The sequence below is a fragment of the Thalassospira sp. CH_XMU1448-2 genome (assembly GCF_037027285.1).
GTDB lineage: Bacteria > Pseudomonadota > Alphaproteobacteria > Rhodospirillales > Thalassospiraceae > Thalassospira > Thalassospira profundimaris_C.
Window position 1 is genome coordinate 1,442,557 of sequence record NZ_JAYMEA010000001.1, and the last position, 12,139, is coordinate 1,454,695.

General features: G+C 52.5%; 11 protein-coding genes. 9 read left to right on the forward strand and 2 right to left on the reverse strand.

The annotated features are described in order from the left end of the window. Positions 1 to 45: 45 nt before the first annotated feature. Positions 46 to 960, reverse strand: coding sequence for a CAF17-like 4Fe-4S cluster assembly/insertion protein YgfZ (gene ygfZ, locus WA318_RS06450; RefSeq protein WP_336080338.1), 915 nt, complete (start codon positions 958 to 960; stop codon positions 46 to 48). 160 nt (positions 961 to 1,120) lie between these two features. On the opposite strand from ygfZ, the gene WA318_RS06455 reads away from it, so the two are divergent. From WA318_RS06455 to WA318_RS06495, 9 genes are all read left to right on the forward strand, one after another. Next, positions 1,121 to 2,149, forward strand: coding sequence for a glycosyltransferase (locus tag WA318_RS06455; RefSeq protein ID WP_336080339.1), 1,029 nt, complete (start codon positions 1,121 to 1,123; stop codon positions 2,147 to 2,149). A 3-nt stretch (positions 2,150 to 2,152) separates the two neighbouring features. Next, on the forward strand, positions 2,153 to 3,112 hold the full coding sequence (locus WA318_RS06460; protein ID WP_336080340.1) for a glycosyltransferase family 9 protein: 960 nt from the start codon (positions 2,153 to 2,155) through the stop codon (positions 3,110 to 3,112). After that, entirely contained in the window at positions 3,109 to 3,876 is a 768-nt protein-coding gene (locus WA318_RS06465; RefSeq protein ID WP_336080341.1) for a glycosyltransferase family 2 protein, read from the forward strand. The genes WA318_RS06460 and WA318_RS06465 overlap by 4 nt, the downstream gene beginning before the upstream one ends. Positions 3,877 to 3,931: 55 nt before the next feature. Next, complete coding sequence (locus WA318_RS06470; protein WP_336080342.1) at positions 3,932 to 4,915, forward strand: glycosyltransferase family 4 protein; 984 nt, start codon at positions 3,932 to 3,934, stop codon at positions 4,913 to 4,915. A 2-nt stretch (positions 4,916 to 4,917) separates the two neighbouring features. Then, positions 4,918 to 5,937, forward strand: coding sequence for a glycosyltransferase (locus WA318_RS06475; RefSeq protein ID WP_336080442.1), 1,020 nt, complete (start codon positions 4,918 to 4,920; stop codon positions 5,935 to 5,937). Then, positions 5,937 to 7,697, forward strand: coding sequence for an asparagine synthase (glutamine-hydrolyzing) (gene asnB, locus WA318_RS06480; RefSeq protein WP_336080343.1), 1,761 nt, complete (start codon positions 5,937 to 5,939; stop codon positions 7,695 to 7,697). Before WA318_RS06475 ends, asnB begins: the two co-directional genes overlap by 1 nt. A 34-nt stretch (positions 7,698 to 7,731) precedes the next feature. Further along, entirely contained in the window at positions 7,732 to 8,103 is a 372-nt protein-coding gene (locus tag WA318_RS06485) for a YkvA family protein (RefSeq protein ID WP_336080344.1), read from the forward strand. A gap of 108 nt (positions 8,104 to 8,211) precedes the next feature. Further along, positions 8,212 to 9,210 (forward strand): acrylyl-CoA reductase (NADPH), encoded by a 999-nt coding sequence (gene acuI, locus WA318_RS06490; protein WP_336080345.1) that lies wholly within the window; start codon positions 8,212 to 8,214, stop codon positions 9,208 to 9,210. Positions 9,211 to 9,298: 88 nt separating this feature from the next. Then, entirely contained in the window at positions 9,299 to 11,257 is a 1,959-nt protein-coding gene (locus tag WA318_RS06495; protein WP_336080346.1) for a response regulator, read from the forward strand. Between the two features lie 80 nt (positions 11,258 to 11,337). Here WA318_RS06495 and WA318_RS06500 read toward each other — a convergent pair whose 3' ends face one another. Beyond that, positions 11,338 to 11,991, reverse strand: coding sequence for a response regulator (locus tag WA318_RS06500; RefSeq protein WP_114099074.1), 654 nt, complete (start codon positions 11,989 to 11,991; stop codon positions 11,338 to 11,340). Between the last annotated feature and the right edge of the window lie 148 nt (positions 11,992 to 12,139).

Genomic DNA, 12,139 nt, shown 5'->3' on the forward strand with positions numbered 1-12,139 from the left:
GCAAAGATATTCTGTCTGGCTAAAGTCAGGTTCGCCAAAGCATTGTTATGCGGCGGTTTCCGGCAACTGGACCCAGTCGGGCACGCAAACCGTGATTTTGGCATCGCCTGCATGCAGCTCGGCATCATCGCCAACCCGTTCAAGGCGGATCAGCGCAAGCCCGACATTGCCATGCACGGAACGAATGGTCCCGGCTTCCTTGTCGCCATTCATGATGATGGTGCCTGCGTCGGGGCTCGGGCCATCAATCGTGATCGGCAATAGACGTTTGCGCACAAGACCGCGATATTTGGTGCGCGCGGTCAGTTCCTGCCCCATATAGCAGCCCTTTTTGAAATCGACGCCGCCAAGCTCCTCAAAACCGTTTTCAAGCAGGATCGATTTCTCGATTTCCATATCATCGCTGCCATTGGGGACGCCAAGGGACACGCGCATTTTGTGGTAAGCTTCGGTGGTGCTTTCAGTCGCGCCGATTGCCGCCATTTCAGCAAGTTCGTTCTTGGGAAGCAGGATGCGTGCACCCAGCGCAGCCAGGCGCGGGTCTACGACCTTGATACCATCGGCAATGCGTCCAGTGGTGCCGGCTGTTGTGTCGGTAAACAGGTTGGTCAGCGCATCCTTGCCAAATACGGCAATGACGTCATAGCTGTCGGTAACGTCGGTCAGTTCGGCTTTGGCGCGTAATTTATACATGCGCAGTTTTTTGAACAGTTCAGCCGCACGTTCGCCATTTTCACCGCGTTCACATTCAATCAGCAGGCTGTCCTCATCCTGTCGATAGACAAAGAAATCAAACAGGAATTTGCCCTGCGGTGTCAGTAGGGCACCATAGCCCGATCTGGTTGCCGAGACGGTTTCGATGTTGTTTGATACCAGTCCTTGCAAAAAGCTTACGCGATCTGGCCCGCTGACGCGGATGACGGCGCGATCCGTCAGGATGGCGTAGAAAGACTCACTCATAATTTTATCGGCTCCGATCTGTCGGATTTGTTTGGGCGAAATGTGGGGCAATCGTACAAATTTCGCAAGGCCTGTCTCAGGGATAAAGCCATATCCATATGCAAGAAAACCCTTCATAAAACGCCTCCGAGCAGCTAGAACCAAACTTATGAAAATCTTGATGCTTGAACAGTCAATCGGCTTTGATCCGAAGGATCGTGAAGCCCGCCCGCTGGGGACTTGCCAACGCGCCTTCATCGCATTGGCCGAGGCCCTTGTTGCCCGTGGTCACAAGGTCGAAGCGCGCCGCAATGGCGGGATCGACAAGGATGCAAGCGGTGTAGCATGGCGACAACTTGATGCCGAATTGCCGCCATTTGGTGGCGATGCGGTCGATACCGTTATTGTCTGGCGCGATCCTGCCTTGCTCAGCCATCCCTCGGTTCCGGCTGGTGCAACGATTGTTCTATGGTTCGATGGGGATCCTGGGCGACTGAATGCGGATGAAGTGAGTCTGGTTCTTCAGGAAAAGAAAGTTCAGGTCATCTTCAGCGACGATGCACAGGCCAAGGCTTTTGATGCAGAACTCGCCAAAAAGCCGATTGTGGTCAAGCCTGGCGCGACATCGGCCTTTACCATGGCATCAAACATGCACTGGGCGTTTGAATCGCGTGACGAGCTTGCGGTAACGGTGGCCAACACCAAAACCGGTATCGCCCAGATCATTCGTATCTGGGATGCCTATGTCGCGCCAAAGGCACCCAAGGCGATCCTTGAAGTCTATGCCTATGATCTGTTTAGCGCCATGGCTGGCGAGAATGATGATGTTTCTGAAGACATTATTGATCTTGTCCGCGGCGCGATTGACAAGGGGGTTCGGGTTCTTCATCCCAAGCCCGAAGCCGATATGGCCGAGACTGTCGCCAATGCGCGTGTTTTCCTTCATCACGGGAAATACGGCACGGATCATGTCGGCCAATGGATTGTCGATGCACTTGGTGCTGCAACGCCGGTGGTATCCTATGGCGGGATTGCCAGGAACCGGATCGAAGATGGAAAGACCGGTTATATTGTTCCCGATGAATCGGCTTATGGCAATATCACCACACAGCTTCTGACAGATCGTTCGTTCTTTGCCAGCCAGTCCGAGGCGGCCCGCAATGATCGCCGGGAATGGATCCATGTTGCAGGCGAGCTGGAGAAACTTTAAACCGTGCGCCTTCTGTTCATCACATCGAACCGTTTGGGGGACGCTGTCCTTTCAACGTCGGTCCTGCGCCATTATGTCGAGACATATCCGGGCGTCCGGGTAACCGTTGCTTGCGGGCCGGTTGCCGCCCCGATTTTCCAGGCCGTCCCGAACCTTGATCGCATCATTGAGATGCCCAAGCAAAAGCGCGGAGGGCATTGGTGGAAGCTTTGGAAGTCGGTTGTTCTGAACTGGTGGGATGTGATTGTTGACCTGCGCGGCAGTGCCACGGCCTATGTTCTTCCGGGCAGCAAACGGGTGGTGCTCAAAGGCAATGACGACAGCATTCATCGTGTAGAGCAAATGGCGAGGATGATCGGTCTTAAGAAGGGCCTTTATCCGAAAATCTGGATTGATCAGAAACACAGATCACGTGCAGATGATTTGCTTCCCGGTAACAGATGCAAGGTGTTAGCAATCGGTCCTTCTGCGAATTGGGGTGGGAAGACATGGGCGGCAGCGAATTTCGTTGATGTGATCGCGCGGCTACGGTCGCAAGACGGCATTTTACCCGACGCACATGTGCTTCTGGTTGGTGCACCAAATGAACGCGAAGCTGCCAAGCCAGTGATTGACGCATTGCCAGAGGCAAATCGAACCGTCATCTTCGGTGATGAGGACCTGCTAACAGTGCAGGCCTGTCTTGAGCGTAGCGATTTATATATTGGCAATGATAGCGGGCTCATGCATATGGCCGCTGCCGCAGGTATTCCGACATTGGGGCTTTTCGGGCCGACCCGTGAAGAAAATTATGGTCCCTGTGGTCCTCTTACCGCACATGTAAGGACGGAAATGTCCTATGACGAAATCTGGAGCTCCGGGGCGACATGGCGGTCTCACGACAGTCTGATGGGAACCCTTTCTGTCGACAGGGTTGTTGATGCGGCCAGTGTCCTTTTGTCCAGTAAGAATGGAAAACAATGATGAGCAATGTATTGCCCAAGCTGACTGTGGTGATCACCGCCCATAACGAGGAAGAACGTCTTCCTTCGTGTCTGGCTCATGTTGCCTTTGCCGATGAAATCATTGTTCTCTGCGACAAATGCATCGACAAAACCGAAGAAATTGCCAGCGCTGCCGGAGCCAGAACACTTGTGGGGAGCTGGGTGATGGAAGGTGAGCGACGTAACTATGCACTGTCACAGGTTAGCGGTGACTGGGTGCTTGAGGTCGATGCCGATGAACATGTTTCAGAGGAGCTTGCACGGGAAATACGCGACGTTATTGCCGTCAGCACGTTTGGATATCATGACTTACCTGTCGATAACTATGTCGGGACACGTCTGGTACGCTATGGCTGGGGATCATCTTTTGGAAAGTCGGCTTATGGGGGGATATTCCGGGCAGGTGGTAAGCATTGGGGGCCGCAACGCGTCCATCCGGCCGTAACGTTCAAGGGTGAAAAGGGACCACGGCTTAGCCATCCGGTCCGTCATTACGTTGACCGCAATATTTCCGATATGATCAAACGGCTTGATAGCTATTCCACAGCACGTGCAGCTGATCTCCGCGATAGTGGAAAAATCGGGTCTTTCGGAAATAATATTCGCCGCCTGTTTTCGCGCTTCATTCGTTGCTATGTCGGGCGCAAGGGATACAGAGAAGGCGGGATCGGTTTCCTTATCGCGTTATTTGCCGGCTTGTTTCCGGTGATTTCCTATATCAAGGCCAAGTACGAGGAAAATTGATCTGATGGCTATAATCGTTCTGGCCGATGACGGTATCAAGTTTGACGGCTTCACGTTGTCTGAACGCCCGCTGGGTGGCACAGAAACTGCTTTCATTTCGCTTGCCGAGGGGATGGCTGCACGCGGTCATGACGTTACCATCATTAATAATTGCGACAGGCCGCATGAAAACAATGGTGTTAAGTGGCAACCACTGTCTGATGGTTTTCCGAAAACGGCCGATCTTTATATTGCCAATCGCGGGCATCGCTTGCTGGGAAAAATGCCAGATGCAAAACGTACCATCTTCTGGATTCATAACCCTGCGGACTATCTGTTGAAATGGCGTTACCTGTCGCGCCTCTGGAAGATTAAACCTGCCATCGTCTTTTCGGGAGCACACCATCTGGCGACATATCCGAAATGGGCGCCATGCGGTGAACGGGTTGTTATCCCCTGTGGGATCGAGAACCGTTTCATGACTGCTGAAGTTGGTGGTGGAATCCGCCAGAAACGCGCAATATTTACCTCCAACCCATTGCGTTCACTTGATTGGCTTGTTGATCTGTGGGCTACGAAAATTCATCCGCTGTCGCCCGATGCCGAATTACATGTGTTTGCCGGACCACAGACGTATGGTTCGGCGGGTGATGAAAAAGCTCAACGTATGAAAGCAATCCTTGATCATGCGGAAACCTTGCGCGACGCAGGTATTGTTTTGCGCGGACCTGTGCCCAAGACCCAGCTGCTTGATGAAATGCGCGCAGCACGGGTGATGCCCTATCGGGGGGATGTTGGTGAAACATTCTGCTTGGCGCTTGGCGAAGCACAGGCTATGGGGGTTCCATGCGTGGTTCAGGAGGTTGGATGCGTAGCCGAACGCATTAAGGATGGCCAAACTGGGTTTGTTGCCAATGACGACGATTTGTTCGCCAAACGAACGGCCGAAATACTCAATGATGATGCTTTATGGTCGAAACAACACAAGGCCTCTATTGATCTGCAGCGTAGTTGGGGCTGGGCACAAGCGTCAGAGGCATTTGAGAGGCTGATCAGGTGACCATGCTGCTGCAAACCATGGCAGGAAGTCCGTTTGGCGGGGCCGAGGAATTTTTTGTCCGTCTGGCGTGCGGTTTTCAGCGTGCTGGGGGCGATCAACATTGTATTGTTCGCCCGAACGCGGGGCGGAACTCGGTTCTGGCAGAAAATGGCGTATCATTTGATGAGTTGCCGTTCGGTGGAAGGTTCGATTTGCGCACACCCTGGGGATTGCGCCAACAGATCAGAAAGCACAAGCCACGCATTGTTCTGACATGGATGAACCGTGCCAGCCGAATGACACCATCTGGTGACTTCACCAAGGTTGCGCGACTTGGAGGTTATTACAAACTCAAGAATTTCCGCGATTGTGATCATCTGATCGGCAATACCAAAGATATTTGCGACTATCTTGTGCGCGAAGGCTGGCCGTCTGATCGGACCCACTATTTGCCCAACTTTGTTGATGCAACACCGGGGATTGCCATTGATCGTTCGGAGTTCAACACCCCGAAAGATGCGCCGCTTGTTCTTGGATTGGGACGTCTGCATCAAAACAAAGGGTTTGATACCCTTATCCGTGCGATGGTCGATGTGCCGGATGCATATCTATGGATCGCGGGTGCAGGGGATCTAAAAGATGATCTGTTGAAATTGTCTGGCGAATGCGGCGTTGCAGATCGTGTGCGTTTGCTGGGGTGGCGGCGCGATGTGGCCAATCTGTTTGCCACATGTGATGTGTTCTGTGCGTCGTCGCGCCACGAACCGCTAGGCAACATGGTTATCGAAGCGTGGGCAAACGGAAAACCGGTGGTCGCACAGGCAAGTCAGGGGCCCGTTCAGTTGATTACACAGGGGGAGAGCGGTTTGCTTTCTCCGCTTGAAGATGTGCCGGCACTGGCCCGTGATCTTCGTACAGTTCTTGACGACAAGACGCTTTCCGACACATTGTCAGCCAATGGTCGCGCCGCCTTTGAGGCGGATTTCACCGAAGACGTAGTGGTTGCCCGATACAAGACTTTCTTTGACGAGGTTGCGCGTTAATGTGCGGAATTGCCGGTTATATCGCCAAGGACAAGCAAACACTTGATCCCGAAATTCTGGATCGTCTGCGTGATGCGCTGGGCCATCGGGGCCCGGACGGTGACGGGCGTTATGTCAAAGGACCGGTCGGCTTCATCCAGACGCGTCTTGCGATCATTGATCTCGATACCGGAGATCAGCCGCTATATCATGAGAACGGCAGTGTGCTGATCGCCAATGGCGAGATCTATAACTATATCGAACTTAGAAAAAGCCTCTGTGAAGCAAGCTTCAAGACGCGTTCTGACAGCGAAACGGCACTAAGAGTTTACGCACGGGATAATATCGGGGGTTTTGACCAGCTCCGTGGCATGTATGCCTTTGCGATTCATGATGTGATTGAAAATCAGGTTGTGCTGTGTCGTGATCCATTCGGGATCAAACAGCTTTACTATGTCGAAACCCCCGAATTCTTTGCCTTTGCATCCGAAGCGCAGGCACTGATTGCCGCCGGACTGGTTGCTCGCGAAGTCCGCGATGACGCACGTGCCGAATTGTTGCAGGTTCAGTTTACAACCGGCAGTGACATGATCTTTGACGGGATCAAGCGTTTGCTTCCGGGTGAAACCATTGTCCTCAACAATGGACGGATTATTGATCGTCGTCGTCGTCAGGTTCTGGGAGACCGCGGTGCCGTTGGAACAAATCTCGACGCAGCACTGAGCGACTGGGACCGCGTTTTCGAAGAGTCAGTGCGATTGCATCAACGATCAGACGTTGATTATGCCATGTTCCTGTCCGGCGGTATTGATAGTGCGTCGTTGCTTGGCATGATGCATCGTCTGAATGAGCGACCGGTAACGGCTTATACGGCGGCCTTTGAAGCATCCAGCGTCCATGACGAGCGAGACATTGCACGTGAGGTCGCCAAGGCGTGCAATGCCAATCATATTGAGGTCATGTTCTCTGAAAGTGATTTCTGGACGTTGTTGCCCGAAGTTGCTGCACGGATGGATGACCCGGTTGCCGATTATGCGATCCTTCCGACCTACAAGCTTGCCAGCGAAGCCGCGCTCGACTTCAAAGTCGTTTTGTGCGGTGAGGGCGGAGACGAACTGTTTGGTGGATATGGTCGATATCGTTCCGTAATGCGTCCATTGTTGCTGGGGGGGCGTGTGATGCGTTCCAAGGGAACCTTTGACAAGATTGATGTCCTTCGTCCCAGTGTTCTTGACGGTTGGCGCGACGGAATTGCCGCATCGGAAAGCCGAGAAAATCGTGGGAAACGCTCGCGCCTCGCCGTGGCACAGGCCGTGGATTGTTCGGATTGGCTACCAAATGATCTTCTGATCAAGCTTGACCGGATGTTGATGGCACATGGTCTTGAAGGGCGGACACCATTCCTGGACCCTGCCGTTGCCGATTTTGCCTATCAATTGCCCGATCGCCTCAAGGTCCGTAAAGGGGTTGGCAAGTTCCTGCTTCGGAGCTGGCTTGAGCGGTGTCTGCCAATGGCGCACCCGTTTGCGAAAAAACGCGGCTTTACGGTGCCGGTTGGCGAGTGGATTGCAAACAAGGGTAACCGTCTTGGCCCGCTAGTGGCTCATCAGGCCGGTGTACTTGAGATTGCTGATCCAGCCGCTGTTGAGAAGCTGTTCACAACACCGGGCAAGAAAGAAGCTGCTGCTTGCTGGCATCTTCTGTTCTATGCGCTTTGGCATCAGACCAATGTGTTGGGGCATGCCCCGCAAAAGGACGTTTTTGAAACACTTGCCCCCTGAATGCGGGTTAACTTTTCAGTCAAAGGGGCATTGAATGCCTAGGGTCGGACCTTCAGTCTGGATGATTGTTCCCAATATGCTGCGCACATTGATGCGTGGGGATGTCGGCCTGAAATCCAAGCTATTGCTGCTTGCCGGACTGATTTATCTGATCAGTCCGGTTGATTTGTTGCCCGATATTCTGGTCGGGTTTGGCTGGCTTGATGACATTGTGATTGTCCCGTTGCTGGGCTGGTTGTCTTATCGTAGTTTGCCACCAGCAGTGCAGGACGATATTGTTCCGGCTGAAACAGATGCAGCTTCATCATCGCGAAGGGTATATCTTTATCTTGGTCTTCTGATCATCGTGGTGATTTTAATTCTGGTTCTTGGCAGTGCAGAAAACGCAACTTTGTCAGGGAACTGATCCCTTTGACACTGCAGACTAAAGCCCCCTTTACCAATGGTGTATTTGACTGGCCTGCGGCGGGCCACTAACTTTGATCAATAAAATGATCATTGATGGAGGCACCCCATGGGCGAGACGTTCCGTGCACTGGTTCTGGATCAGCAGGATAAATCTGTTGTTGGAAGTTTTAAAACCCTTGAAATTGACGACCTGCCCGAGGGTGAAGTCCTTGTTCGGGTGAAATGGTCGACCCTTAATTACAAGGATGGAATGATCCTGAACGGTTTGGGACGACTGGTCCGAACCTATCCACATGTACCCGGTGTTGATTTTTCGGGCGAGGTGGTTTCATCAAGTGATGATCGCTACAAACCGGGCGATGAGGTTGTGCTGACCGGCTGGCGGGTTGGTGAGGCGCATTGGGGTGGCTATGGACAATTTGCACGCGTCAAGGCCGACTGGCTTGTTCATCTTCCAAACGGGCTTGACGGTGCAGAGGCCATGGCTATCGGAACTGCCGGATTTACATCAATGCTTGCTGTTATGGCCCTTGAAGAACAAGGCGTTTCGCCCAAGCAAGATGGTGAAGTACTGGTGACCGGTGCGGCTGGCGGCGTCGGGTCTGTTGCCGTTTCCATATTGTCTGCTCTTGGCTATCGGGTTGCTGCATCTACGGGGCGTGAAGAAACCCACGCGTATTTGCGCGAACTTGGGGCGATAACCATCATTGATCGCAACGAGTTGACGGACACAAGCAAACCGCTTTTGACAGAACGGTGGATTGGTGCAATTGACAGTGTCGCTAGCACGACACTCGCCCATGTTTTGTCCGAGATGAAATACCATGGTGTGGTTTCAGCATGCGGGTTGGCAGGCGGGCCGGATTTACCGGCAACAGTTATTCCGTTTCTGCTGCGCGGGGTTCGACTGATCGGCATTGACTCAGTGATGTGCCCCTATGAAACCCGTATAAAGGCATGGCAACGTCTTGCCAGCGAACTGCCAAAGGATCATCTTGCTGCTGCAACGACAAAGGTCGCTCTTTCCGATATTCTTCCTTGGGGCGAAAGGATATTGAAGGGACAAGTCAAAGGTCGGCTTTTGATTGATGTACAAGATTGCTAGTGTCATCAAATCTTTGCAGAATCAACAGTTCCCGGGGAACTAGCATCCGTTCGGGAACTGCCAATCTGACAGTTGGAAAAATATGACGATGCCTGAGCAGCGGTTTCGAATTCTTCTTGTTGAAGACAACCCCGGCGATGCCTTTCTGGTGCGAACGCTTCTGGAAGAAACCGGAGAACCATTTGACATCGAACACCGTAGCGACCTTCGATCGGCGATGGCGGTACTGAATGGCGATGGTCCCGATGCGCTTTTTGACGTGGTGCTGCTTGATCTGACTTTGCCTGACTCATCAGGTGTTGCCACCATCAGTCAGATACGCAGTTGTGCCAATACCGCACCGGTTGTTGTCCTGACCGGGCACAAGGATGAAGAGCTTGCTTTTGAAGCCCTTCAACATGGGGCGGAGGACTACCTGACAAAGGAGTTTCCTGATGGACGCACCATCCGCCGTTCAATCCGCTATGCTATTGAACGTTCTCGTGCGGAGCGTGCGCTCAAGGAAAGTGAGGAACGTTACCGGAAGCTGGTTGAACTTGCACCTGAACTGATTTCGATCCTGAGCGGGGAGGAAATCGTTTATATCAACCAGCAGGGGCTTTCCATTCTTGGGGCGGAGGATAGTGCCGCACTGGTTGGCCGTTCTTTCATGGAAATGGTGCATCCGACCAGCAAGGAAACGCTGGGTGAATATATTGCACGTTATCAGGACGGGTATGGTGGACGCGCTGATTTTACAATCATTTGTCAGCGTCCGGACGGCGATAACGTCGAACTGGAAGTTTCGGCCATTGCGTTTACACATGAAGGTGCGCCCGCAATGCTCATGTTGGCTGAAGACGTCACCGAAAAACGCAGAATTGAACGGCAGCTTGTTCAGACGTCCAAACTTGCTACCCTTGGTGAGATGGCGGCCTCTGTTGCCCATGAGATGAATCAGCCATTAAATGTGATCCGCATGGCCGCAGATACCTGCGCATTGCAATATGATCTGGAGGCTGTCAAACCGGCGTTTCAGCGCGAAAGGTTGTCCTTGATCAGCAGCCAGACGGAACGCATGTCAGAGATCATCAAACATTTGCAAATCTATAGCCGACCGGATGATGATGATTTTGTGCCATTCGATCCAATGAAGGCGGTGGAACGCTCCGTTGACATGATCGAGCATGATTGTCGTTTATCAGGCATCATGATCGAGGTTGTACCGCCCGCGCAGGCATGTCTGGTCAAAGGGCGTCAGGTTCAATTGGAGCAGGTTCTGGTCAATATGTTGACCAATGCGCGCGACGCGATCAACGAGAATGGTGATGATGGCAGCATTGGCGGACTTATCCGACTGAGTGCGATGGTTGATGAAAACCACAAGGTTCTGAAACTTGCTGTGAATGATAACGGTGGGGGGGTGCCCGAAGCTGCCATAGACCTGTTGTTCCACCCATTCTTTACAACCAAGGATGTAGGCAAGGGGACGGGGCTTGGCCTTTCCGTCAGTTTCGGGATTATCGAAGCGATGAATGGCAAGATTGATGTGCGCAACGAGGGGGACGGGGCCTGCTTTGAGGTAACTCTTCCGATTGTGAGTTTCGGGGACGTGTCAGAGGATATTTTCGCTGATATCCCCGACGAGCAGGTATTTAATGATACATCTTCAAATACTGCGGCACGCCAGAATACGCGGATACTCGTCGTTGACGATGAGATTGATGCGATGGAGATTATTTCGGGGTATCTCGAAGCACAGGGTTATAATGTTTCGGCAGCAAGCAACGGTGAAGATGCCCTGGCGATAGCCGGTGTTGTTCAACCCGATATCCTGATTACCGATATCCGTATGCCTCAGATGGATGGTAATTCGCTGGTCAAGGAACTGCGAAGCCGTGATCCTGCATTGCCGGTGATTGTAATGACGGGGCATCCCGGTGACGCCGAACGTCCGGTTGATGACGATGGTGCTGATGCGCCGGTGATGGTGATGTCAAAACCGCTCAATCTTAAGGAACTTCTGGGAATTCTTGACGAGTTGTCAGAGGTCTGTGGGCAAATGTAGCCAGTTTTCTGTTGTGCAGACAAAAGAAAAGCCCGGCTATGCCGGGCTTTTCCAATTCTTTGCAATTGCAACGATGCTGTCTATGCTTCCCAGCCAAGCTGCATGGCAATTTTTACGGCCTGGGTACGGTTGGCTGCGCCAAGCTTCTTAAAGATACCTGTAAGATGTACTTTGACCGTGATTTCACGAACCGTGAGCTGTTTGGCAATTTCCTTATTGGAAAGACCTTTTGTCAGAAGACCAAGAACTTCGCGTTCACGGTTGGTCAATTGACGCAGGGGATTGTCTGGTGCGAGACCATCAAGGTCAATTTCACCTGGACGGATCTGTGACCCGTCATCCTCAAGCAATGCCGACGGAATATATTTCTCACCCGAAAGGATAAGGCGCAAAGCGTTGATCAGTGATTTTCCCGAGAGCGTTTTGGGCAGATAACCCGATGCACCATGTTCCAGTGCATTAAGAACGTCGCTTCTTTTGACGGAACCCGAAAGAATGACGACCGGTATTTCGGGATGTTTTTGACGCATGACGGTCAGGCCCGAAAGGCCATTCATCCCCGGCATGTTCAAATCAAGGATTGTCAGTTCGACGTCCGTTTCGCCGTCAACGACGGCAAGTGCCTCTGCGAAATCCTTCGCCTGCGCGACTTCTACTTCCGGCGCTGCGAGTTTTAGAAAGGAAGTTATCCCGTCTCTGACGAGATCGTGGTCGTCTGCTAGCAGGATGTTCATTTTTATGCAGTACCCGTTCTTGTCCAAAGCTCTGACATCTGGTGATTGGCTTCGGAAACGCTCCCCGTGCTCAAGAGACGGTTACGCGCGATCGTTAGATTGTCAATTCAAGCGTCCCCCCCGGACGCGAGCGCAGCATTCAACAAAA